Origin of the sequence: Thermoanaerobacter sp. X514 (genome assembly GCF_000019065.1) — a bacterium.
In the GTDB taxonomy this organism is placed as follows: Bacteria; Bacillota; Thermoanaerobacteria; order Thermoanaerobacterales; family Thermoanaerobacteraceae; genus Thermoanaerobacter; species Thermoanaerobacter pseudethanolicus.
In genome coordinates this window covers 1,462,116-1,486,518 of sequence record NC_010320.1, presented here as the reverse complement: position 1 = coordinate 1,486,518, position 24,403 = coordinate 1,462,116, and the positions used below count along the sequence as shown (strand labels likewise).

Genomic DNA, 24,403 nt, shown 5'->3' with positions numbered 1-24,403 from the left:
AAAAACATAGGAGAACTTAAGAGCTTAAATTTGCTAATATTTGGTATGCTTCATCTTTGTCTTTTGTAATTATATTTTCCATCACTCTTTCTCTGTCAAAAGGTGTTAAACTGTCCAGTGGTATGTCGGTTTTCTCTACAATTTCCTTATTGCCATTTCCGTCACTTTTTAATAAAACCACATATCCATTTATACTAGAAATTATATAATAATCTGCAGGCAACCCTTCTTTTTCTCTATAGAGAACTATTTCCTCTTCATCAAAACTTTTAACTTTCCAACTACTATATATCTTTGCAATTTCTTCCTTGCTTTTTCCATAAAGAGAAGGGGTTAAATTTTGAACTTCACGCACTATTTCTCCATTTTCAAGATATTTAGTTTCAAATATAAGTTTACTTTGAGAAATTAATTTTTTGGCAAGAGCTTCTTGCTGAGAAGTAATCTTCTGTTCATAAGTTATATTTTTTTCTGTTTTTTGCTGCTCCCTATCTTTAACGTTAATTAAATACCCAACCATCACTCCTATAAATATAGCTAACAAATATATCATAACCAATTTATAGGAAATTAACTTTTTCATAACATCTCCTCCTGTTTTATGTAATTATAACCAATTTTAAAAAATTTATTCTCTTTGCAGGATTTTGTCAAAAAATATCGAATAATATCTATAAGGGAGGAGATGATAAAGTGGCAAATCAAATTGTAGTTTTTAAATTAAACAATGAAGACTTTTGCGTAGACATTAATCAGGTAATAGAAATTATACGGCTTCAGACGATTATTAAAGTACCTGATGCCCCTTCTTTTGTAGAAGGCATAACTAATCTAAGAGGAACAGTTATTCCTATTGTAGATTTAAAAAAGCGTTTTAATTTGCCTTTATCAGAAAAAAATGACAACAATCGGATTATTGTAGTAAATGTCACTAACAGACCAGTAGGTTTCATCGTAGACTCAGTAACAGAAGTTTTACATATAGACGATAGTTCCATCCAAGAAGCTCCAGACATAATAAAAGGAATTGGGAAAGAGTATATAACATCTATTATCAATTTAAACGACAGATTAATAATCAACTTAGACTTACATAAAGTTTTAACAGAAAAAGAAAAGAAAGAGATAGAAGAAATGTAGCCTCTTCTATCTCTTTCTTTTATTCGTCATTTTCGTCTTCTATTTCCACATTGTGATAAACGTTTTGTACATCGTCATTTTCCTCTAATTTGTCAATTAATTTTTCGAATTTCTCATAGTCTTCAGGACTTAGTTGTATAGTATTTTTAGGAAGCATAGTAACTTCTGCTTCTGAAATCTTATACCCCGCTTTTTCAATCGCTTCTTTTACTTCTTGAAAATTTGAAGGTTCAGTGATTATTTCGAATTCTTCATCTTCTGCAGAAAAGTCTTGCGCGCCGGCATCTATTGCAACCATCGCTAACTCGTCTTCATCAATAGAATTATCTTTTTCAACAATTATAATTCCGACTTTGTCAAACATCCACGTAACAGAACCAGCTGCTCCTAAACTACCACCATGCCTATCAAAAATATGCCTTATTTCACCAGCAGTTCTGTTTTTATTGTCAGTCAAAGCTTCAACAATTATGGCAGTACCAGAAGGACCGTATCCTTCATATATTACTTCTTCTAAATTAGCTCCTCCTAATTCACCGGTACCTTTTTTAATAGCCCTTTGTATATTTTCATTTGGCAAATTATTAGCTTTTGCCTTTTCTATAGCATCTCTTAATTTACTGTTAGTGTTAGGGTCTCCACCGCCTTCTTTAGCCGCTTTTATAATATCTTTGGTAAGCTTTGTAAAAATTCTCCCCTTTTTAGCGTCCATTTTCTCTTTTTTGTGTTTTATATTAGCCCATTTTGAATGCCCTGACATAAAAAAACCTCCTTTACTGTGTCTAAAATATTTTAACACAATAATATAAGGCTTGTAAATCTAATCCTCTCTAAAAAGTTGTGTGCTTAAATACCTCTCTCCACTGTCAGGAGCTATTGCTAAAACCTTTTTACCTTTGCCTAATTTCTTAGCAACTTCAATTGCTGCCCATAAGGAAGCACCTGTAGAAATTCCTCCAAGTATGCCTTCTTTTTTTGCTAAAAGACGAGTCACCTCAAAGGCATCTTCATCTTTTACAGCAATTACTTCATCTATGACATTTTTATCTAACACCTTAGGAATGAAGCCTGCCCCAATCCCTTGAATCTTATGAGGACCAGGCTCTTTACCAGAAAGTACTGCTGCTGAATAGGGCTCTACTCCAATAATTTTTATATTAGAAAATTTATTTTTTAATATTTTTCCTACTCCTGTAATAGTTCCTCCCGTACCTACACCTGCAACAAAAACATCAAGTCCTTCGTTAAAATCTTCAATTATCTCTTTGGCAGTAGTCTCTTCATGAATTAACGGATTTGCAAAATTTTCAAACTGTTGTGGCATAAAATAGTTTTTATTCTGCCTTACTAATTCTTCCGCTTTTTTTATAGCGCCTTCCATCCCCAATTTGCCAGGGGTAAGAACTACTTCTGCCCCATATGCCGTTAAAAGCATTCTTCTTTCCATACTCATAGTATCGGGCATAACTATTATTACCTTATACCCTTTTGCTGCCCCTACCATCGCTAACCCTATCCCTGTATTTCCGCTGGTAGGTTCAATAATTACACTTCCTTTTTTTAATTTTCCTTCTTTTTCTGCCTTTTCTATCATGGAAAAAGCTACCCTATCTTTAACACTGCCTGCCGGATTAAAAAATTCTAATTTTAAATAAATTTCCGCCCATTCTTTTTCAACAATTTTATTTAACTTAACAACTGGCGTTTTTCCAATCAGCTCAAAAACATTGTTGGCAATCATAAAATTTACCTCCATTTGCACATTACTATAAAAATTTTAAACTTTCTAAGCTAAACATGTCAAATGGAAATTAGAATATCAAAAGAATTTAGTGAAAAAATAATAATATCAAGCTGTAAAAGGTGATAAAAATGACTGATAAACTAAAACTTTTCTCTATAGGCTTTATAACTGGTATCGTAAACGGTCTTTTAGGTACAGGAGGAGGCACTTTAATAGTCCCAGCATTGGTATTTTTGCTTGGCATAGAAGACCATAAGGCTCATGCTACAGCAATTTCAATTATACTTCCTATCACTCTAGTCAGTAGCTTAGTGTATTTGCAAAATAAAATAATCGACATCCCTTTAACTATTAACATAGCTATAGGAAGTACGATAGGAGGAATTATTGGCGCATATTTTCTTAATAAACTCTCCATACCTTTATTAAGAAAAATTTTTGGAATAATAATGCTTATAGCTTCCGTCAGGATGTGGATATCATGAAACTATTTCTAATAGGACTTTTTTCAGGAATTGTAGGAGGAATGGGAATTGGAGGAGGGACAATTCTCATTCCTGCCTTGACAATCTTTATTGGAACCGAGCAACACATTGCTCAAAGCGTTAATCTTTTTTCTTTTATTCCTACAGCAATTATCGCATTAATATACCATTTTAAAAGTAAAAACATAAAGTATAAAATCATATTGCTTATAATAATAGGTGGAATGATAGGAAGTTTTGTTGGAGCTATTATAGCAGCAATCACAAAAGCCTTTATATTAAAAAAAATATTCGCTGTTTTTTTATTCTGTATGGGAATATACGAATTTTTCTCAAAACCTCGCAAATAATCAAATAAGAGGAGATGGCTCTCCTCTTACTTCCTCTTATCGGTTTCCAACATTACACAGGTATTATAAATAACTTTTAGCCCAAGGTTTTTAGCTTTTTCCACCAGTTCCTCACTTTCTGCCCCCGGTTGGAACCAAATAAATTCCACACCTAATTTTGCCGCTTCCTCTAGGTACTGTCCACCTCTATTAGGAGGAACTACCATATCTACAACTTCTGGTATTACAGGTAAGCTCGATAAAGACTCATAGCAAGGATCTCCATCTACTTCTTGAAATTTTGGATTAACAGGATAAGCTGTATACCCGTTCAATTTAAGAGTTCGATAAATTTGATAGCCATATTTACTCTCTCGAGGGAGTGCTCCTACTACAGCCCACACCTTTCTTTTCATAGCTTCTTCCACGTAATCTATGTAGGAATAATCCCACTCCATTCTTTTTAACCTCCTAAATTCAATAGGGTCTTAATTAATGCGCCCCCATTTACTTTTCTCTCTTCCTTTTATAAGGGATAAAGTTTATGTCCCATAATATTCATCGCCTTTTTTAAAAAGGTATACATCTTCCTCAATTTTTATATCACACCTTTTACTTGTCAAATCATTTATAAAAGTTTGAAATTCTAATAGATGGTCTTCTTCAATATGTAATACTATAGAAACTCTATCTGAATATATAATATCCTTAATGTAATAACCTTTTTTTAAAAGCTCATTTTGAATTCTTCCCAGGAAAGTATAATCAAAAGTGAGTATAACACTTTTCGCAGGTATTTTTTCTATTATTCCAGCAGCATCAATACCTACTTTTGCCCCTTTTGTATAAGCTCTCACTAAGCCTCCTGCTCCTAACAATATTCCGCCAAAATACCTTGTAACTACAACAACAACGTTTTTTAATCCTTCTTTTTTTATTACATTTAATACAGGTATGCCTGCTGTGCCAGAAGGCTCTCCATCATCACTAAAACGCTGAATTTCATCATTTTCTCCAATAACATAAGCGTAAACGTTATGGGTTGCCATTCTGTGACTTGCCCTAATTTCCTCTATAAATTTTATTGCCTCTTCCTCTGAAGAAACTGGTTTAGCATGTCCAATAAATTTGGAACGCTTTATTTCAATTTCAGCAACTCCGTAAGAATATAGTGTTTTATAACTTTTAGCCAAAATAGCACCCCTTTGTCATTATACCAAATTATAATCAAAAAATAAAGCCGTTGCCGGCTTTATTAGGCTTTATTAGGCTTTATTAGGCTTTATTAAAGCTTTTCCGCTTTATGCCAGAGCCTTCGTCAACGTCTTATATTTAAAGTAAGAAACGTTTACAAGTGATTTGTCTTGACTATAGGTAATCATCTCCAAAGCCTTGTCTATAGGATAAAATCCTCCATCAACAAAACCATCTTCCTTGCTAATATTAAATTCCTCATCGGCGGTAGTCATGAGATACCAAATGATTTTATTAAAGACAGGACGTTGACGGGTAACAGAATAGAATTCGTAGCTGGTTTCACCAGCAGTAGAAAGGACTTCAACAGATTTAAGACCTGTTTCAGCACAGACTCTTCTTATGGCCACATCAATAGGCAATTCATTATTTCTAATAACCCCTTTTGGTAACACCCACTCCCCCTTCTCATTTTTGAGGATGAATACATTATCTCCTTTAAATACAACTCCTCCAGCGCAATCTCTTATTAACATTTCCAAGCCCCCTAAAATTTTTATTTTTTCTCTTAATATAATATTCTTTAAAAACTCTTAAATTCCTTCTCAAATTTTTAATTTTATTTTTATTTTTCCGCATATCTCCACAATTATACATCAAAATTTAATTTTCCCATCATAAAATTAATTTACCAGTATAAAAATCTTCAAATTAATAAAAAATATCTAATGTACAAAACAAGGAAGGAGAGTTTTAAATGTATATAATTTATCACTGTTATGGTGGAACACATACTTCTGTTATAGCCGCTTATATACATACCGGAAAACTGTCAATGGACAAAATTCCCTCTCGAGAAGAAATAGAAAACATACCTTTGTTTGATAAATTAAATGGTCAAAACGACCCTGGTCACATTGTCCCAATTGGCACAGATGAGTATGGAAACAATATATACTCTATGGGAGTAAAAAATGCTAAAAAATTGATTGAACCAGCTCTCAAAGATTTGTATTATCATATTTTTAACACAAATGAAGGTCTTCTGTTAATTGACACTACTGCTGCTACCAATTGGATCATGAAGATTGGAGGATTTACTTCTATAGCCTTAAAATTTCCTGTTATAGGAAGGCCTTTAGTCATTTATGGTACGCAAAAAGCTTATAAAAAAATTGTTCAAATAGTTAAAAATGTAAAAGCTCAAGAAAAAGCAGAATACAATGCTATTAAACGATGATAAAATCTTTAAATCTTTCTTTTGTTTCTTTTTGTACCTCCGCTTTTATTATTATCCCTTTTTCATCATAACTTTCTTCAATGACTTTTGTTTTTTCTTTTAAATAATTGTATTCTTTGGTTTTATCATAAGGCAGGAGGAAATTAACTATTTCTACGTCTTTAAAAATCTCTTTTTCTATTGCCTGCAATAATTTATCAAGTCCTATTTTGTTTTTAGCAGAAATGTAAATTTCTTTTTCATTCCCTTTTGGCACTACATCTAAAAGGTCAATTTTATTAAAAACATTTATTCTTGGAGTATTAATAACATCTAAATCTGAAAGAACCTTTTCTACAACCTTTATCTTTTCCTCCATATCTGGCGAAGTCACATCAATTACATGAAGCAATAGATCTGCATATTTAGCCTCTTCCAATGTAGATTTAAAAGCTTCCACTAGGTCGTGGGGCAATTTTCTAATAAAACCTACAGTATCAATCAAAATCACTTCTCTCCCTGAAGGCAAAACAAGTCTTCGCGCAGTAGGGTCAAGGGTTGCAAATAATTTATCTTCTACGTACACTTCCGCATTAGTTAAAGCATTAAGCAGCGTGGATTTTCCTGCATTTGTATACCCTACTATCGCTATCACAGGAATACGGTTTTTCTTACGCCTTTCCCTTTGTAAACTTCTATGCCTTTCTATTTCTTCTAACTTCTTTTCTATCGCTTTTATTCTATTCTTTATATGCCTTCTATCTGTCTCTAATTTTGTCTCACCAGGACCCCTTGTACCTATTCCACCACCTAATCTTGAAAGTTGTCCACCAAGACCTACAAGTCGGGGCAAGCGATACTTTAATTGAGCTAATTCAACTTGTAACATTCCTTCTCTTGACTTTGCTCTTTTTGCAAATATATCAAGGATAAGATTTGTTCTATCAATAACTTTTACATTTAAAAAGTCTTCTATATTTTTAATTTGTGTACCGGTAAGTTCATCATTGACAATGACAAGGTCAACTTCTTGATTTTCAACAAAGAATTTTAATTCTTCCAGCTTTCCTTTACCAATATAGTGAGCTTTGTCAATTGTATTGCGCTTTTGTGTCATTATTCCTACTACTTCAGCTCCAGCTGTTAAAGCAAGCTCCTTTAATTCCTCCATACTTTCCTCATCTTCAGGTGTAGAAACAATTCCTACTAAAATAGCTCGTTCTTTATATTCTTCTCTATTTAATTCCTCCATAACATCACCAGCCTAAAAAACTTTGTAACTATAATATATTTTATTTTTAGACAAAAAGCAATTCTTTTTAAATTATGGTTCCAGATAAAAAGGAGCCTTCTTTCTATTTTAAAAGGCTCCCTCTTTATATTATTTTTTATTTTTGTAAACTAATAGTATAATACTCTGAGATAAATAACTTTTTACCTACGGCCTTTTCTATGGCATCTCTGAAATCTTTATTTTTTACTACAATAGTACCTTTTGTTCCTGTAATTTTGAGCTCTACTGGCCTATCAAACATCTTATTTGTAATCTCTACATTTAAAACAACACCTACTTGAGGATATGCTGACGATATTTGATCTCTTGTAATATTTACATTCCACCAGTATGTAGCATATTTAGAATTATCATAAGGATCGGGTTTTCCTTTTAGATAAGGAACATCGCTACCACCCCATGCAAAAGTCGAATCCACTGTATATCCTCCTGCAGATGCACTGTACACAGTATCTGCTAAGCCACCATTGTAAGTTACAACTTCACCTTTAGTAGCTTTTATCAAATTATCGACCTTATCATTTACTACAGAAAGTCCTTTATATGCTTGTGATAATGTAGAATCATATACATCAAAAATCTTTTTATCACTAATCCGTCTTAACGCGTATGTCCTGGCTGCTAATGTTTGAGCTTTTAAAGCTTCCTCATGCCAAGAAGAAGGCATTTCTGCAGGTACTACACCTCTTAAATATTCTTCTAAAGGCAATATGTTTATTAAATCCAAATTCTTAGAACTATTATTTGGATATATCTTAAATTCGCCTGCATAAGGAAGTGGATTACCTTTATTTATGTATGACAGTACTCCCGTGTCACTTGGTATTACTCTAACAGCATCTATGCTTACTATCGTTTGTGGAAGTTGAGTACTATCATCTATTACTTTATCATTGGTAATTACAATATTTCCATCCATATATTTGAAAGATGTTGTAGATTGTGCTGGACACGCTATTTGGTTTTCTACTATTTGTTCTGTATCGTTATCTTTTGTTTTGTATACTACACTATACGGCTGGTCGCTGGTAATGTTTATATCTGGACTTCCTAAATCTAAAGAAATCTTTACTTTGATATTAACATTATCCGTATTACGTTTTTCTATATTGACACCTGTATAATAGTATTTAATTATCTCATCATATTTATATTCTTGTTCCGCCATACCCTTTGCACCAAATTGAGTCATACCCACTCCATGGCCATATCCGCCTTTTCCTTGGACATAAAAACCTTTTACAGCTTTCACCTGATTGTTTATTTCTATTACTTTTGTGATAGTATTTATACCAGCAATTCCGTCAACAGCTAAAGAATAATATTTTTGAAAATCCATTACTGCATTTAATGTATTATCATCATAAGTTCCTGTAATATCTTTTGTATAATAGCCTATTTCCTTAAGTAATGTTTGTAATAATTTTACATCATCGCCAGTATCCCCTTTTTTCATATTCCTTGAAAACCCACTGGGATACTGAATTTTTGGTGAGTCTGTAGGTTGAGATGCTTGCTGGTCTTTTCCAGCCAATAAACCTTGTATTGTTTTTTGTGTTAGAGGTCCCACAATTCCATCCGGAGTCAAATTATTTGCCTTTTGAAATTTTATAACTGCATCCCGTGTTATCGAACCAAAATAGCCTGTCGGTGTAGTATTAAAATATCCTAATTTTGCAAGAGCATTTTGAAGCTCTTTTACATCGTTCCCTTGCATTCCATACTTCAAAGTCCTTGTCACTGTACTTTGAGTTTGGTTTGAATTGCTGGAGTTCTGTGTCGTGTTAGTACTTCTATTTACATCTCCTCTGGAAGGTAAACTTACATTTAACTTCTCCGAAATAGCTTTTTGTGTGAGAGGTCCCACAATTCCATCCGGAGTCAAATTATTTGCCTTTTGAAATTTTATAACTGCATCCCGTGTTATCGAACCAAAATAGCCTGTCGGTGTAGTATTAAAATATCCTAATTTTGCAAGAGCATTTTGAAGCTCTTTTACATCGTTCCCTTGCATTCCATACTTCAAAGTCCTTGTCACTGTACTTTGAGTTTGCAGTGAAGTATTAGAAGTTTGAGTTGTTGCCTTAGAAATAGCATTTAATTTATCCATAAGAGCTTTTTCTGTTAACGGCCCATAAATACCATCCGGTACTAAATTATAATCCTTCTGCAAACGCATAACAGCATTCTTAGTAGCTGGTCCAAAATAATCAGTAGGATTAGCAGTAACAAAGTAACCTGCCTTATTGAGATTTTGCTGTAGATGCCTAACTTCTGGGCTGCGCATTCCATACTTTAAAATTGTAGCAGCATAAGCACTATTAGCTAATGACAAAACTAAAGTTGAAGAAAGTAAAACGCTAATTACTTTTTTGTTATTCATTATAGCTTCTCCTCTCCCTTCTTCCCAAGTGTTTCAACTTAGGAAGACATTAAAAATTACGTTTTTTTAGATTATGTATATAAAGTAAGAGACACCAATCCAATAAGTTATATCGTCATCTTTTTAAAATACTTTACTAAGTATTCCTGCGTTCTTTACATAACCTAATATTCTACACTAATCATTAAAAATCCTGCTTTTTTTAAAAAAATCTCCGTAGAAAATTCTTCCATATGTTGAAAATAAGAAGGCTTTTAAAAAATAATGTCGAATTTGAATAGATTACAAATAAAAACACCTACACAAAAATATAAAAAGGGTATTGAATTTTTTACTGACCTGTGATAATATATCAAATGTAATAACTCGCCGAAGTGGTGGAATTGGCAGACGCGCTGGACTCAAAATCCAGTGGGGCTTACACCCCGTGTGGGTTCGACTCCCACCTTCGGCACCAATTAGAAATGAAGGATTAGCCTCCTCAAGCGAATCCGGTGTGGCTGAGGAGGTTATTTTTATCTTACAGTAAAACTTCGCAATCTATTTAATGCAGCAGCTACTTCCTGAAGTCTTGGCAATGCCAAATTGCCCGGATGCTTACCATAAAAAGAAGATACCACGTCCAGTCCTTTTTCGTATATATCCTTATATACCTTTTCTAATATTTCCTTTATACTGCTTTTTTCATCTACATATTTACTAGCAATATAGCGTATTACCTCCCCTATTGCATTTGTTTGACTTTTATCCACTAATTGTTCCACATAATCCAATTCAATCTCCTGGTATCCAAATCTAATAGTATCCTCATCTTTTGACTTTATCTTTTTGCCTTTTACCTCAAGCCCTTTTTTAAGAGGAATTCTTGGTTTTATAACTATAGGCTCATTATTTTCCTCAACTTCCCTATTTGTTTTAAATTGTTCAGCAATTTTCTTTGCCTCTTGTGTGACATCGTAGGGTCTGTAGTTGTGCATTTTAATTACACAGTCTGCCACATCAAAATAATCTCCACTTCCACCCATAACTAAAATCGTAGAAATGCCATTATCTTTATATAGCTGTTTTACTCTATCAATAAAAGGAGTTATAGGTTCTTCTTTTTTTGCAATCAGTTTTTGCATTCTCGCATCCCTTATCATAAAATTAGTAGCTGAAGTATCTTCGTCCAAAAGCAGTAAGCTAGTGCCTATTTCTATCGCCTCAATAATATTTGCTGCTTGAGAAGTACTGCCACTGGCATTTTCGGTAGTAAACCTTGTGGTATCTACGTTATTTGGTAAATTATTTATAAAAGGACTTATGTCTACTTTTTCTATCCTTCTGCCATCCTCTGCTCTTATTTTTGCTGCATCAGCTACAGTTATAACAAACTCTCTGCCATCACCTGGTATGTGATTGTATACCCCTTTTTGAATAGCTTGTAACAAGGTAGACTTGCCGTGATAACCGCCACCCACAATAAGCGTAACTCCTTCGGGTATTCCCATCCCCGTTATCTCTCCTCGATTTGGAAGTTGAAACTTAATCCTCAAGCTATTCGGCGACTCAAAAGGTACTACATTACCGCCTTTTAAAGGTCTATCACTTATGCCGCTTTCTCTAGGAAGAATCGCACCATCAGCCACAAAAGCCACAAGCCCTCTCTCTTTTAGTTGACTTCTAAGGTAATCTTGGTCTTCCACTGTCTCAACCCATAGCCATATATCTTGTACGTTGAGGCTCTTTTTTAAAAGACTTTTCTCTACAATTTGAGGTAAAAATTCAAGAAATATTCTTTGGGCACCACTGCCATTTATTCGTCTACCAAAAGCAGGAAGTCCTATGCTCAATCTTGCTTCTACATAATCTTTGTTAACTACCATTGCACTTCTTTTAATTATTTGTTGACCACCTTTGTCTATGTAAATATCACCACTATGTCCTGTACCTTTTAAAGAAGGCAAACTTTTTATAACTTCAAAAACTGACCTTGTCAAAAAATCTTCTAAAGCAACTTGCCTCGAAGGATTGTTATACATAGAAAACTCAAAATCAGCTATATTTTGAGGCACTTTAACCCTTATCCTAGAAGGAGGTGCAAAAGGGTCTCCCTGAACATGGTCAATATACAGTATAAATTTTTCAAACTCATATTCTCCTTCAAGGTCTTTGTAAGCTTTATACCCCTTTCCATCTATTTTATCAAGCTTTTTCTTAAGGTATTCTTTTGTCATCTGTAAACACTCCTTTGTTATAATTTCCATACATTTTTTATATTCTAATTTCCACTTTTATTAAAAATACATTCCTTTTACAAATTCATTTTGAAAATCTTCATGAGTTGATAGTTCTATATAGCTTATTTTACTTTGTAGATGTATAGATCTTTCCAATTCTTTATCAGAAAGCAATGCCATTATCGCACCAACTCCAGCACTATTGCCTACTTGAAGGATTTTGCCTTGAAGTTCCTTTGGTAAAAGCCCAATTGCTATTGCACTCGCAGGAAGAATATAATTTCCAAATCCTCCTGCCAAAAAAACTTTTTTTATTTCATTTACATCAATGCCCATTTCTTTTATCATGATGTTAATGCCAGCAAGTATGGCGCTTTTTGCCAGTTGTATTTGCCTTATATCTTTTTGCGTCACATATATTCCATTTTCTATTAAAAATGCCGGTTCACCTTTGTAAACAGTTATCCTTTCTGCAATATCAACAGGTACATTTTTAACTTCTTCTTTAGACAAAAATCTGCCAGTAATATCAACAATACCGTACTTCAAAAGTTCAGAAATAATATCTACAATACCGGAGCCACATATTCCTTTAGCTTTTTTATTCCCTATTGTAGTATAAAAAGGTCTTTTACTAAAATCTACATGGTCTATAGCTCCTTCTACACCATTTAGTCCAAAAGTTATTCCTGCTCCTTCAAAAGCAGGGCCTGCTGCTGCCGAAGAAGCAATAAGGTTATCTTTATTCCCCAATACCATTTCGCCGTTGGTTCCTATGTCTACAAGCAAACATAGTTCCTGAGATTGGTCAATTTTGTTTGCCAAAACCGCTGCCACAGTATCTGCTCCTACATAAGAAGATATAAGCGGTAATGTTATTACGTATCCTTCCTTGTTTATGTTTATGCCAATTTCTTTTGCTTTTACTTCTATCTTTGAGGTAAAAGTCGGCACATACGGAGATACTGCTATATTCTTGGAAGATACATTTAAAAGAAAATGTATCATTGTAGGATTACCTACTGCCACAATTTCATGTATATCGCTTTTGTCTATAGAATTTTTTACACAAAACTCTTCTACAATCTCATTTATTTTATTTATTAGAGCTGAATGCAACTGATATAATCCTTGAGAATTAGAAATACTATAAGTTATTCTCGTTATAACATCAGCCCCAAAAGTTCTCTGTGGATTTAAACATGAATACACATCTACTTCCTTACCTTCATCTAAGTCATACAAATAAGCAGCAATAGTAGTAGTTCCTATATCTAATGCTATACCATAGTTGTATTGTTTTGAAGCAGCTTTTTTAATAGAAATTATTTCATTTTTTCTAATAGTAATATTTACCTTATAATCATTTTCTTCTAAAACTTCAGGAAGATTACTTAAAAGCCCTAAAGGAATTTCTATTTCTCCACCCACAGCTTCTTTAATTCTTTTAACATAGTCTCCTTGGTCGTTTAAAGTTGGTCTTCTAATATCTACTGTAGAAGTTTTTATGCGAGGGTGTGACTCAATACTTAACAAATCATTTTCTTTCGTCAATATCTTTGCTTTTTGCTCTTCAGAAAGTACTTTGACCTCTAAATCCCTATCTATCTCAACAAAACACGCAAGCCGAACATTGTTTTTTATTTCTTTATCTGTCAAAAAGTATTTTTCATCATCAGAGATATCAAGTTTCTCATTTAATATAACTTTACATTGACCACAGATCCGACTACCACCACAAAAATTGTTAAGTTTTATTCCATTTCTTACAAGAATATGAAACAAATTTTCTCCTTCATTTGCTTCAATAACTTTTGTATTACTACTAAAACGTACAGTCACTTTATATTTAGATTCACCAGGAACATTTCTATAAATACAATCTTTGGCTTCACAATCGTCACAGACTGATTTTTTTACAGGTCTTTTGACATTTTCCCCTACTCCACATACAAAAGACACTGTTTTTTGGGGTGTTATGATAAAACTCTGATTAATATTTACACCGATTTTTGAACTGTCCACAAGTTTACAAATCACAGCCTGATTTTTTATGTCCCACTTATTTCCTGGGTAAAAAATATCTGTAACTTCTTTACCATACTTTTGCGCGTTTTCTCTTACCTCTTCCCAAAAATTATTCGTCAATATTTCAAGGAACACGCCTGCAATAACATCTAAAATCATTCCTTTTGTGTAATTACTTTCTGAAAAATAATCATTTACCCTTTTATCTATTCTATCTCCCAGTGTAATGATTGCTAAAATTATATATTCCGCTTCTTTTAAATTTTTTACTATATAATCCCCAAACAAATAATCTCCAGTTTTAAAGATTATTTTATTTTCTCTCTCATCAATATGAAAATTATCACATACTTGGTGAATCATTTTGTAATCTATTAAACTTTGTACTTCGCCAGTTGCTTCCTCAATTAAATATTGATCCACATCAAAATTCATGTTTTTTAATTTTTCTAATGACAAGTCTTTTACTTTTTGCACAACATCTTTACTAAACATTTCCACACCTCATTAAATCCCATATTGTCATACCATTTTGTTTATTATTATAAATTTCTATAGTAAAAATCGCAAATAAAAATTTATATAGAAAACCTCTACTTATCACAAAATGCATTTGACATTTCAGGGTTTTTCTCATACTATATAGTATAGTGTAATTAAAAATAGATTAGCAGTTTAAAATTTCTCTAAAAAATTTTTTAAATTAAAGCAAACTTATTATTGAAATTTACAACAATATGTCTTATAATGAATTGAAATTATTTTTAAGGAGCAGCGATGCTCTGCAAAGCCTATACCTTTGAATTACTTATATCAAGGTTTTAGGCTTTTATTCTGAGCCAAAACTTATGAAAGAAGGTGTTAGATGCGTTGAAAAAGTTAGATCAAACCCAAACTCCTTTATTTGATGCCTTAATGGAATATGTAAATAACAATACTATCCCTTTTCACGTGCCAGGCCATAAAAAAGGTGTGGGAATGGCAAAAAAGTTCTTAGACTTTGTGGGCAAAAATGTATTGTCAATGGATGTAACAGTGTTTCAGCAAGTAGACAGCTTGCACAAACCTACTGGACCAATTAAGTATGCCCAAGAATTAGCAGCAGAAGCTTTTGGTGCCGACGCTACCTTTTTCTCTATACACGGAACATCTGGTGCAATTCAAGCAATGATTTTAAGTGTAATGGGAGAAGAAGAAAAAATTATCGTTCCTCGAAATATTCATAAATCTGTAACGTCAGGAATTATATTAAGTGGTGCTATACCTGTTTATATGCAACCAGAAATTGATAAAAATATCGGTGTTGCATTAAATGTCACCCCAGAAACAGTAGAAAGAGCGTTAAGAGAACATCCCGATGCAAAAGCTGTTTTAATAATAAACCCGACTTATTACGGAGTTTCTACGGATATAGTAAAAATTGCTGAAATTGTTCATGATTATGGCGCTATACTCATGGTGGATGAAGCTCACGGACCACACCTTAAATTTAACGAAAAATTGCCTATTTCAGCGATGGAAGCAGGAGCCGATATCTGTGCACAGAGCACTCATAAGATTATTGGCTCAATGACGCAGAGCTCGATGCTTCACGTTAAAGGCGATAGAATTGATATTAATAGAGTAAAACAAGTAATGAGTTTACTCCAGACAACAAGTCCTTCATATATATTGTTGGCTTCCTTAGATGTTGCAAGAATGCAAATGGCTACAGAAGGAAGAGAATTATTAGATAAAACAATAGAATTAGCAGAGTACGCTCGAAAAGAGATAAACAATATAAAAGGACTCTACTGTTTTGGTGAAGAAATTGTTGGCCGAGATGGTGCCTATGACTTTGACCCCACAAAAGTTACAATAACAGCTAAAGGCCTTGGAATAAGCGGCCATCAGTTAGAGAAAATATTGGCAGAAAGATATTATATACAACCTGAACTATCAGATATGTATAATGTTTTATGTGTATTCTCTATTGGTGATACAAAGGAAAAAGTCGATTATCTCTTAAGGGCTTTAAGAGAAATAAGCGATGAATTATACAATGAAAACATTGAAATAGCGAAACCTATAGATATACCAGAAATACCAGAACAAGTAGTATCACCAAGATATGCTTTTGGCTCCTCCACTGTTGCACTACCTTTAAGAGAAAGTGTAGGGCAAATAAGTGCCGAGTTTTTGATGGCTTATCCTCCAGGTATTCCAGTGCTTTGCCCAGGGGAAAGAATAACATTAAAAATTATAGAATATGTAGATAAAATGAAAGAAGCTAACTTAAGCATACAAGGCACCGAAGACCCGGAAGTAAATTATATAAAAGTAGTAAATGACCGGCAAGTTTTAAACGTGATAGCATAATGTTTTACTAAAAAAGGAGTATCTTTCACAAAAAGATACTCCTTTTTTAGTAGCTATTTTAAATATTTTGACAGCTTTTCAACTAAATGCTCTTTAGGCATAAAACCTATAACTTTGTCTACCATTTTTCCATTTACAAAAACTCCCATCGTAGGTATGCTCATAATTCTATATTTAGAAGCGATTACTGGATTTTCATCTACATCCAGTTTTGCCACTTTCATCTTATCTGCGTATTCTTCCGCAAACTCCTCTAACACTGGAGCCATCATTAAACAGGGTCTACACCATTTAGCCCAAAAATCTACTAAAACAGGTTTATTAGAATTGTATACTTCCTCTGCAAAAGTCTCATCTGTGACATTTACTGGTTTCATTTGTGTATACACTCCTTCTACTTGCTTTTGTACATTTTCATTTATCGAGAAATTGATTTATAATACTCTTCAATTTCGTCATATGTCATAGCCCCATTGCTAATTGCTCTTATAATCCCGTTTTTATCTATAAAATAGGACATAGGTATAAATTGAACCTGATAATCGTAAATAGTACTTAAGTCAGTATCCAGTAGTACAGTAAATTCATATCCTTTTCCTTCTAAATACTGCTTTACTTTTGATGGGCTTTCACCCAAATCTATTGCAAGTAAAACCGTATCATCTTTATGGCTTTTTATAAACTGATTTAAAGCTGGCATTTCAATTATGCAATAAGGACAAGTTGTTGCCCAAAAGTTTAGTATAACTTTTTTTCCTCTTAAGCTCGACAAGGTCACAGTATTGCCATCTAAATCTTTTAACGTAAAATCTGGTGCTATATCTCCTACTTGATTCCCTATCTTAGGCTCACTTTGCTCAGTTGTATTTGAATTTACATTTGAACTTGTATTTTGATCTTCATTATTGCTAGGAGAATTATTTTCTGCCACTTGAGAAGGTGCAGGCTGCACACTTTTTGTGTAATTATTCAACACAAAAATAAGTGCCCCTATAACTATCACAGCAATTATAGTAAAAATTAAACTTTTATTTTTCACACTAACCACCTCTTAATAAAAATATCCACTTATCTTGATTAGCATGTTAAAATATAAGAGAACTCCAAATATTATGAGAATAACCCCACTTATTACCTCTATATAAGGCAATATTTTGTTAATCCTTTTATACATACTTTTAAACTTGTCAATCAATAAGGCTGTAATTATAAAAGGTATGCCAAGCCCCATAGAATATGCAAAAAGCAATATCACGCCTACACTTAAAGTACTGACAGACCCAGCATACAACAATATCGAAGCGAGAATTGGACCTACACAAGGTGTCCATCCTGCTGCAAAAGTTATACCCAATACTAATGACCCTATATAACCGGTCTGTACCTTTTCCATATTTATTAATTTGACTTCTTTGTTTAAAAATATTGGTCTAAAAATCCCAGTCATTTGAAGTCCAAAAAGCACAATTATTATCCCACTTACTTTCCTAAAAATGTCTTTATAGGCTAAAAAAAGCTTTCCTAGTTGGCTTGCAGTCGCCCCCATTAAAACAAACACTATGCTAAATCCCAAAACAAAGAGAAGCAAATTTATTAAATTATTCTTTTTATTTCCAAAAATATATGACACATAAGCGGGAATTAAAGGCAAAACACAGGGTGATAAAAAAGAAACAATTCCTGCTAAAAATGCAGTGTAAATTGGCACATCTACACCTCCCTCCCCTATAGGGTATAACTATCAAATATTATATTACAATTATAACTACAATACAATAGCGTTCATATATAATAAAACACCGCTATTCATGTTTTTACCTATCTATAACCATTTTTTCCTTACATTATAAATTATACAGTTATCTTTTGAAAATATAAAAAAACAGGCTTTCGCCTATTAAACAATTACTTCTATTTCTTTTAAATCTTCATCGGGTATAAGTGAAGCAGCCTCCTTATCAATTATTATAGTTACATCGTGATGTAAAGCTAAAACAGTAGCAGGCACTTTAGTAGTCAATTGTCCTTTTATAGTTTCTTTTATTGCCTCTGCTTTATTTTTTCCAGATGCCAAAAGGACAATTTTCTTTGCTTTCATGATACTTCCAAGTCCCATAGTAATCGCCTTTCTTGGCACTTCCTCTGCGCTTTTAAAAAATCTCTTATTAGCATTTATCGTCTTTTCAGTCAAAGTAACCACATGTGTTTTTGTCTCTATACTTTCATCTGGCTCATTAAACCCTATATGTCCATTTATACCAATTCCTAATATCTGTAAATCAATTCCTCCTGCTTTTTCTATTTCTTCTTCATATTTTCTACATTCTTCTTCTAAATCCTCGGCTATACCATTTGGAATATGAACATTTTCTTTTTTAATGTTAATATGATTGAAAAAATTGTGGAACATAAAATAATGATAGCTTTGAGGATGGTCTGGAGATAAACCAATGTATTCGTCTAAATTAAAAGTAATGACATTAGAAAAATCTATTTCCCCTCTTTTATACATCTCAATTAAATGTTTATACATCCCCAGAGGCGTAGAACCTGTAGCAAGCCCTAAAACCGTATTAGGTTTTTCTTTGATTTGCTTTTTCACAATTTCTGCTGCCTTTTTACTCATTTCCTCATAATTTACAGTTATAATTACTTTCATCTTATGGCCTCCTTATAGTAAAATTAAATTATTTGTATTTAAAAGCACATCGGCTACCGCCCCAATAGCAGAAGCATCTTCACCAAGTTGAGCTACTTTAATGTCAAAATCAAAAGGCACAATCCTTTTCACTTTCTCCTTTAGCTCCTGGCGTATATCAATTTCATAGTTTAAAATGTCTCCTCCAATTATTATCACTTCTGGGTTTAAGATACTTACAATATTGGCAATACCCATGCTTAAATTTTTAATAAATTGAGATACAGCTTGTACACAAGCAGGATTTTGTTTTTTATATTCTTTTACTACACCCTCCATAGTTTTTACATAAGGCAAACTTTTAGAAACTGATTCAACTAAAGCAGACAAAGAAGCCTTTCTTTCAAAATAACCATAATCCTCGTAAGAATAAACTCTTTCAAAAGCATCCTCTCCTATGGCCATGTACCCTACTTCCCCTGCAGCGTAACTATTGCCTCGTAATAAAGTACCATTTACATATATTCCCGAGCCTATACCATTTCCTATGTTTATAAGCACAAAATTCTCTATTTCACGGCAACAACCAATCCATCTCTCGCCCAGTGCAGCATAATTTACACTGTTGTCCACGTAGATGTTATAATTAAAAATTTCACTCAACCTTTTCTTTAAATCAAAATTACTCCATTTCAATCCTGGTGCATCAACAATTCCTTTTTGTATATCTGTGATTCCTGGAAGACCAATACCAATTCCTATTATATTTTTATCTTCCTCAGCAAGTTCTTTTATCCCTTTCACAATTCCATTAAAAGCCTGTTCTTTAATGCCAGTTTCCCATTTTATCTTTTTTAAAATTTTCCCCTCTAAATTAGTCAGAATTCCTATCGAATTTGTAGATTCAACGCTTATCCCTATAACAAATCTAGCATCAGGATTAAAAGAAAGCTGTATAGGCTTTCTCCCTACTGTACCTTTTTCTCCGTAACCATTTTCTATTACCAAACCTTCTTCAATCAACTCATCTACAATGGCAGAAATAGTAGATTTGCTCATTTTTAAAACTTTAGAAACCTCTATTCTCGATATGGGTTGCATCTTTTTAATAACATCTAAAACATTGGCTTTATTGATATTTTTAATTAACCCTGAAGTGCCTTTAGTATAGTCTTTCAATATCTCGCCTCCATTAGTTCATTATCTGAACTAATTATCTAAAAAATTAGTTCGATATCCGAACATTTTCTTGTAATTATTATACCATAATAATTTGAAAAATGTAAATAATAAATTTTGAGACTACAAATATACAAGGAAGGTGCCTTATAATGAATAAAAAAATGAAATACATTGCAATAATTACTTTAATACTTTTATAGCCTTTGTGCAAAACTCCTGTTAAAAAACTTTATCCAACTCCTCAAATTTATCAAAGAGTATTAGTCTTTGCACCTCACCCTGATGATGAAACATTGGCTTCAGCTGGCCTTATTCAAGACACTATGAGATATGGTGGTGAAGTAAAAGTCGTAATAATAACTAATGGAGATTCCTTTAAAAGGGCAGTTATTGAAAATTATGACATTCCTTTTCCAACCCCTCATGATTTTTTGCGTCTTGGATACGATAGACAAAAAGAAACTCTCTCTACCTTAAAATACTTAGGAGTAAAAGAGGAAAACATTATTTTTTTAGGATATCCTGATAAAGGTTTAGTTTATCTTCTTGAAATAGTTTTTATATTGATATTACAATAATTCCTAATATAGCATTCTCCCTTTATTATTGCTCCATTAGAAATAATAGCATTCTAAGTCATCAGAAGTATAGTTTACTAAGTACATACAATCGCCTCCTAAATATCTCACAATTTTAAAATAGCACTTTTTTAAAAAGGTTACAATAATGTGTGTAAAATTTTAGTCTAAAAATATAACTATGCAAAAACTCAGCAACCTTCAAAATTTTGACAGACATGTTACAATCAAATAAGTTGACATTTTATGATAAATTTTTTACAATATATTGAGTAAAGGGGAGTAGTTCGCATAGCTTATATGTGGTAAAGTCAACATATCGGGAAACCCTGGCTTTACCTTAAAGAACGAGACCTTTACATAATATGTTTTACATATTATGTAAAGGTCCTAATTTATTTATAGAGCAAATATAATAGTTGGGGAGGCAATAAAATGGAGGCACTTGTCACATCATTTGTCCTTATCTTTACTTCTGAGATGGGAGATAAGTCACAGCTCATGTCAATGGCTTTTGCTACTCTTTTTAAAGTAAGGACTGTTCTTATAAGTATATTTATCGCTGCCTTAATAAACAATGGCATGGCTGTGATATTTGGTTCGTATATCACCGAATACATTCCCATTTTTTATATAAAACTTTTAGCTGCTTTATTATTTTTGTTTTTTGGAATTTCAACTTTAATAGAGGAAGAAACAAAACAGGAAAAAATAAAAAATTCAAAATACGGTCCTGTTGCAACTATTATAAGTACATATGTACTATCAGAATTTGGAGACAAAACGCAATTGGCTGCTATAGCTTTGACTGCATCATACAACAGTCCTCTGTACATATTAATAGGCACTACTCTTGGAATATTTTTAGCAGATGTATTAGGGATAATTGTAGGCATTTATTTTAATAAAAGAATCCCTTCAAAATATTTAAAATATCTATCTTCTTTCATATTCATCGCCTTTGGTCTTTCTACTTTGTATAAATTGTTTTTCTAAGTCAAAAACGGGTACTTAAATTGTACCCGTTTTTGACCCTCTCATCGGAAGTTTTACCTGCCGTAACAGAAAACCATATTACCTATTCTTGCCGCTATAGGAAGTGACCACAACCACGCATTAGTAGAACTTTGGTCAAAATAATACAAGGCTCCGTTTGTTGGGTCAACACCACTTAACGCATCTCTTGCTGCACTTATAGCGTCAGCTGAGGCAGGTCTATTTATCCACCCATTTAACACAGGAGTAAATTGGTAATTTCCGTATGCATCGACTTGATATATCACGTCTTTTATAGTATTAGGGAAAATACCACTTTTAACTCTGTTTATTACTACGGCCGCAACTGCTACTTTAGCCTGGTATGGTTCTCCATCTGCTTCCGCGGTAACAAGTCGCGCAAGGAGGTCAAATTCCTCTTTTGTGTAGGGTATTACACCCCTTTCAATAGAACCTCTGCTGACATCCTGATATGTCCTATTAGAAGAAGTATCACGGGGTATAATAAAGACTTGTCCAGGATATATTATGTCGCTTTTGTATCCGTTTGCAGATTTGAGCATATCAACAGTAATGCCGTATTTTAAAGCAATTAAGTACAAGCTGTCACCTTTTTGGACAACATATGTGTTATCACTGCCCGGCACTTGTAAAACTTGTCCTGGGTATATTACGGTACTTTGAAGGCCGTTTAAAGACATCAACTTAGTATAGGTAGTTCCATATTTTTGGCTTATACCCCATAAGGTATCGCCGGGTTTAACTGTGTAAGTTGCGGCAAATATTGATTGGAAAATAAACAATCCGCCTATAACTGATGCGATGAGAGGTTTGACCTTGATGTGAATATTAAACATGTTGTTCCCCCTTTCGCCTCCGAGGTTAGTTGACGGGTTCGGGTGAGGGCCACCCTACCACGAAAGTGGATTCACCCCACTTTAGTTCCCCCGTACCCCTTATCGGGGATTCGGCATATTTTTAACTAAATTATAACCGGATATCTAATTTGTGTCCATATTAAACTGGTGGAAAGATAGGTACTTACTGGCACTCACTATAGCCACAGAAAGGACAAAAAACACATCCTCCTTCATGAACCAATTTAGCACCGCAATCCGGACATGCAAACACATTTACATTATTTTGATCAGCTTTATTTTCTTTTAGCTGTTTTTTATCCTCTGCCACTTGGTTTTTCATTTTAATCACCTCTATATATTGTTGTATTATTATAATAACACACAATATATAGGATTTCAAGAGCAAAGTTTGACAAAAAAATAACATCGTTCTGCTTTTTTTTGTAAAACTTACATTTTTTGATTATTCATCACCAATGATATTAAAGCATATCAAAGGTTTTATAAAAATCCGGATACGAAATATTTACACATTCAGCATTTTTTATCTTAGTTTCTCCTTCTGCCATAAGTCCAGCAACCCATAAAGACATGGCAATCCTGTGGTCATTGTAACTTTCCACTGTATTCCCTTTCAAAAATCCCGTGCCTTCTATAATCATCCCATCTTCTGTTTCAAAAATTTTAGCTCCCATTTTCTTTAATTCTGAAGTGATTGTATTTATTCTATTGCTTTCTTTTACTTTTAACTCCTCGGCATCTTTTATCACTGTTTTCCCTTCTGCGAAGACTGCTGCAACTGCTATTACTGGAATTTCATCAATAAGCCTTGGAATAAGACTTCCTCCAATTTCAATTCCTTTTAGCCTTGAAGTCTTAACTGTTATATCCGCTACTTTTTCATTGTTTATAGTTCTTTCATTTGTTAAGACAATGTCTCCTCCCATCTCTTTTATCACATCAATAATACCGGTTCTTGTAGGATTTACATTTACATTTTTTATAGTAACCTCCGAATTTGGAACGAGAGTTGCAGCAACAATAAAATATGCTGCTGACGATATATCCCCTGGTACAATAACTTTCTGCCCTTGTAATTTGTAGCCAGGGTAACAAGTTATTTTTGTGCCATTTACCTCCACTTTAGCACCAAAAGAACTAAACATGAGTTCCGTGTGATTTCTTGAAGGGTAGGGCTCTTCAATAGTCGTTTTATCATCGGCGTAAAGGCTTGCCAACATTATACTGGACTTAACCTGTGCACTGGCAATTGGCATTTTGTAATATATGCCTTTAAGTTTGTTTCCAAAAACCGTAAGAGGTGCAAAATTTCCTTCTCTTGCTTCTATTTTCGCTCCCATCATACTAAGAGGAGTTATCACTCTTCCCATAGGGCGTCTCTTTATAGAATCATCGCCTGTAAGCGTTGTCTCAAATTTTTGACCAGCGAGAATACCCATCAAAAGCCGAATAGTAGTACCCGAATTTCCTACATCAAGAATTTTTTCACTTTTATTTAGATAAAGTCCTTTTCCTTGAACTTTAACATTTGTGCCTTTTAATTCAATGTCAACACCCAAATTTTTCATACAGTTAATAGTAGATATACAATCTTCTCCTAAAAGAAAATTTTCAATCTCTGTAATTCCTTCTGCAATTGACCCAATCATTACAGCTCTATGAGATATTGACTTATCTCCTGGGACAGAGATAACACCTTTTAAAAATCTTTTCTTCTTTACTTCAATATCCATAA

Annotated in this window: 25 protein-coding genes, 1 tRNA gene and 1 riboswitch; of the genes, 8 read left to right on the top strand and 18 right to left on the bottom strand. The window is 33.3% G+C overall.

What is annotated here, in order from left to right; translation table 11 throughout:
- Window positions 1–16: 16 nt before the first annotated feature.
- Complete coding sequence (locus TETH514_RS07325) at window positions 17–583, bottom strand: hypothetical protein (RefSeq protein ID WP_003868522.1); 567 nt, start codon at window positions 581–583, stop codon at window positions 17–19.
- Between the two features lie 110 nt (window positions 584–693).
- On the opposite strand from TETH514_RS07325, the gene TETH514_RS07320 reads away from it, so the two are divergent.
- On the top strand, window positions 694–1,140 hold the full coding sequence (locus tag TETH514_RS07320) for a chemotaxis protein CheW (protein WP_003868523.1): 447 nt from the start codon (window positions 694–696) through the stop codon (window positions 1,138–1,140).
- A 19-nt stretch (window positions 1,141–1,159) separates the two neighbouring features.
- Here TETH514_RS07320 and TETH514_RS07315 read toward each other — a convergent pair whose 3' ends face one another.
- Window positions 1,160–1,900 (bottom strand): YebC/PmpR family DNA-binding transcriptional regulator, encoded by a 741-nt coding sequence (locus TETH514_RS07315; protein ID WP_003868524.1) that lies wholly within the window; start codon window positions 1,898–1,900, stop codon window positions 1,160–1,162.
- A gap of 60 nt (window positions 1,901–1,960) precedes the next feature.
- The gene (gene cysK / locus TETH514_RS07310) at window positions 1,961–2,881 is read right to left on the bottom strand and encodes a cysteine synthase A (RefSeq protein ID WP_003868525.1); all 921 of its coding nucleotides are present in this window, start codon (window positions 2,879–2,881) and stop codon (window positions 1,961–1,963) included.
- A gap of 131 nt (window positions 2,882–3,012) precedes the next feature.
- Here cysK and TETH514_RS07305 point away from each other — a divergent pair, with 131 nt between their 5' ends.
- Together TETH514_RS07305 and TETH514_RS07300 are read left to right on the top strand one after the other, a co-directional pair.
- Window positions 3,013–3,369, top strand: a complete 357-nt coding sequence (locus TETH514_RS07305) for a TSUP family transporter (protein WP_003868526.1) — start codon at window positions 3,013–3,015, stop codon at window positions 3,367–3,369.
- A complete protein-coding gene (locus TETH514_RS07300) occupies window positions 3,366–3,719 on the top strand; it encodes a sulfite exporter TauE/SafE family protein (RefSeq protein WP_009052288.1) in 354 nt (117 codons plus the stop codon). Before TETH514_RS07305 ends, TETH514_RS07300 begins: the two co-directional genes overlap by 4 nt.
- A 26-nt stretch (window positions 3,720–3,745) precedes the next feature.
- On the opposite strand, the gene TETH514_RS07295 is transcribed toward TETH514_RS07300, so the two are convergent.
- The 3 genes from TETH514_RS07295 to TETH514_RS07285 all read right to left on the bottom strand — a co-directional run bounded on the left by TETH514_RS07295 (window position 3,746) and on the right by TETH514_RS07285 (window position 5,428).
- The gene (locus TETH514_RS07295) at window positions 3,746–4,156 is read right to left on the bottom strand and encodes a CoA-binding protein (RefSeq protein ID WP_003868528.1); all 411 of its coding nucleotides are present in this window, start codon (window positions 4,154–4,156) and stop codon (window positions 3,746–3,748) included.
- An 84-nt stretch (window positions 4,157–4,240) separates the two neighbouring features.
- Window positions 4,241–4,891 carry a YigZ family protein gene (locus TETH514_RS07290; protein ID WP_003868529.1) on the bottom strand — a complete coding sequence of 217 codons (651 nt, stop codon included), beginning with the start codon at window positions 4,889–4,891 and terminating at the stop codon, window positions 4,241–4,243.
- A 108-nt stretch (window positions 4,892–4,999) separates the two neighbouring features.
- Window positions 5,000–5,428, bottom strand: a complete 429-nt coding sequence (locus TETH514_RS07285; protein ID WP_009052287.1) for an NUDIX hydrolase — start codon at window positions 5,426–5,428, stop codon at window positions 5,000–5,002.
- A 221-nt stretch (window positions 5,429–5,649) separates the two neighbouring features.
- Here TETH514_RS07285 and TETH514_RS07280 point away from each other — a divergent pair, with 221 nt between their 5' ends.
- Window positions 5,650–6,132 (top strand): DUF3189 family protein, encoded by a 483-nt coding sequence (locus TETH514_RS07280; RefSeq protein WP_003868531.1) that lies wholly within the window; start codon window positions 5,650–5,652, stop codon window positions 6,130–6,132.
- Here TETH514_RS07280 and hflX read toward each other — a convergent pair.
- Together hflX and TETH514_RS07270 are read right to left on the bottom strand one after the other, a co-directional pair.
- On the bottom strand, window positions 6,122–7,363 hold the full coding sequence (gene hflX, locus TETH514_RS07275) for a GTPase HflX (RefSeq protein ID WP_003868532.1): 1,242 nt from the start codon (window positions 7,361–7,363) through the stop codon (window positions 6,122–6,124). The two genes, TETH514_RS07280 and hflX, sit on opposite strands and share 11 nt — an antisense overlap.
- Window positions 7,364–7,499: 136 nt before the next feature.
- On the bottom strand, window positions 7,500–9,788 hold the full coding sequence (locus TETH514_RS07270; protein ID WP_009052286.1) for a peptidoglycan-binding protein: 2,289 nt from the start codon (window positions 9,786–9,788) through the stop codon (window positions 7,500–7,502).
- A gap of 368 nt (window positions 9,789–10,156) precedes the next feature.
- Here TETH514_RS07270 and TETH514_RS07265 point away from each other — a divergent pair.
- Window positions 10,157–10,245, top strand: a tRNA-Leu gene (locus tag TETH514_RS07265).
- 58 nt (window positions 10,246–10,303) lie between these two features.
- Here the strand turns inward: TETH514_RS07265 and TETH514_RS07260 are convergent.
- Window positions 10,304–12,004 (bottom strand): ABC-ATPase domain-containing protein, encoded by a 1,701-nt coding sequence (locus TETH514_RS07260; RefSeq protein WP_003868746.1) that lies wholly within the window; start codon window positions 12,002–12,004, stop codon window positions 10,304–10,306.
- 60 nt (window positions 12,005–12,064) lie between these two features.
- Entirely contained in the window at window positions 12,065–14,530 is a 2,466-nt protein-coding gene (locus tag TETH514_RS07255; RefSeq protein ID WP_003868747.1) for an ASKHA domain-containing protein, read from the bottom strand.
- Window positions 14,531–14,905: 375 nt separating this feature from the next.
- Between TETH514_RS07255 and TETH514_RS07250 the strand changes: the two genes are divergently transcribed.
- A complete protein-coding gene (locus TETH514_RS07250) occupies window positions 14,906–16,393 on the top strand; it encodes an aminotransferase class I/II-fold pyridoxal phosphate-dependent enzyme (protein WP_009052285.1) in 1,488 nt (495 codons plus the stop codon).
- 53 nt (window positions 16,394–16,446) lie between these two features.
- Here TETH514_RS07250 and trxA read toward each other — a convergent pair whose 3' ends face one another.
- The 5 genes from trxA to TETH514_RS07225 all read right to left on the bottom strand — a co-directional run bounded on the left by trxA (window position 16,447) and on the right by TETH514_RS07225 (window position 20,210).
- Entirely contained in the window at window positions 16,447–16,782 is a 336-nt protein-coding gene (gene trxA / locus TETH514_RS07245; protein ID WP_341852832.1) for a thioredoxin, read from the bottom strand.
- 29 nt (window positions 16,783–16,811) lie between these two features.
- Complete coding sequence (locus TETH514_RS07240; RefSeq protein WP_003868750.1) at window positions 16,812–17,432, bottom strand: peroxiredoxin; 621 nt, start codon at window positions 17,430–17,432, stop codon at window positions 16,812–16,814.
- 12 nt (window positions 17,433–17,444) lie between these two features.
- Window positions 17,445–18,101, bottom strand: coding sequence for a cytochrome c biogenesis CcdA family protein (locus TETH514_RS07235; RefSeq protein WP_003868751.1), 657 nt, complete (start codon window positions 18,099–18,101; stop codon window positions 17,445–17,447).
- Window positions 18,102–18,290: 189 nt separating this feature from the next.
- Window positions 18,291–19,052: a glucosamine-6-phosphate deaminase gene (gene nagB / locus TETH514_RS07230; RefSeq protein WP_003868752.1), complete on the bottom strand. Its 762-nt coding sequence runs from the start codon at window positions 19,050–19,052 to the stop codon at window positions 18,291–18,293.
- A 12-nt stretch (window positions 19,053–19,064) separates the two neighbouring features.
- Window positions 19,065–20,210 (bottom strand): ROK family transcriptional regulator, encoded by a 1,146-nt coding sequence (locus TETH514_RS07225; RefSeq protein ID WP_003868753.1) that lies wholly within the window; start codon window positions 20,208–20,210, stop codon window positions 19,065–19,067.
- A 206-nt stretch (window positions 20,211–20,416) separates the two neighbouring features.
- Here TETH514_RS07225 and TETH514_RS07220 point away from each other — a divergent pair, with 206 nt between their 5' ends.
- The gene (locus TETH514_RS07220) at window positions 20,417–20,791 is read left to right on the top strand and encodes a PIG-L family deacetylase (RefSeq protein ID WP_003868754.1); all 375 of its coding nucleotides are present in this window, start codon (window positions 20,417–20,419) and stop codon (window positions 20,789–20,791) included.
- Between the two features lie 435 nt (window positions 20,792–21,226).
- Window positions 21,227–21,787 (top strand): TMEM165/GDT1 family protein, encoded by a 561-nt coding sequence (locus TETH514_RS07215; RefSeq protein ID WP_003868755.1) that lies wholly within the window; start codon window positions 21,227–21,229, stop codon window positions 21,785–21,787.
- 53 nt (window positions 21,788–21,840) lie between these two features.
- Here the strand turns inward: TETH514_RS07215 and TETH514_RS07210 are convergent, their stop codons facing one another.
- The 3 genes from TETH514_RS07210 to aroA all read right to left on the bottom strand — a co-directional run bounded on the left by TETH514_RS07210 (window position 21,841) and on the right by aroA (window position 24,401).
- The gene (locus TETH514_RS07210) at window positions 21,841–22,644 is read right to left on the bottom strand and encodes a cell wall hydrolase (RefSeq protein WP_003868614.1); all 804 of its coding nucleotides are present in this window, start codon (window positions 22,642–22,644) and stop codon (window positions 21,841–21,843) included.
- A riboswitch (cyclic di-AMP (ydaO/yuaA leader) is annotated at window positions 22,644–22,770 on the bottom strand. It overlaps the preceding gene by 1 nt.
- 58 nt (window positions 22,771–22,828) lie before the next feature.
- Window positions 22,829–22,987 (bottom strand): hypothetical protein, encoded by a 159-nt coding sequence (locus tag TETH514_RS12915; protein WP_009052284.1) that lies wholly within the window; start codon window positions 22,985–22,987, stop codon window positions 22,829–22,831.
- Window positions 22,988–23,129: 142 nt separating this feature from the next.
- Entirely contained in the window at window positions 23,130–24,401 is a 1,272-nt protein-coding gene (gene aroA, locus TETH514_RS07205; protein WP_003868616.1) for a 3-phosphoshikimate 1-carboxyvinyltransferase, read from the bottom strand.
- Window positions 24,402–24,403: the final 2 nt, after the last annotated feature.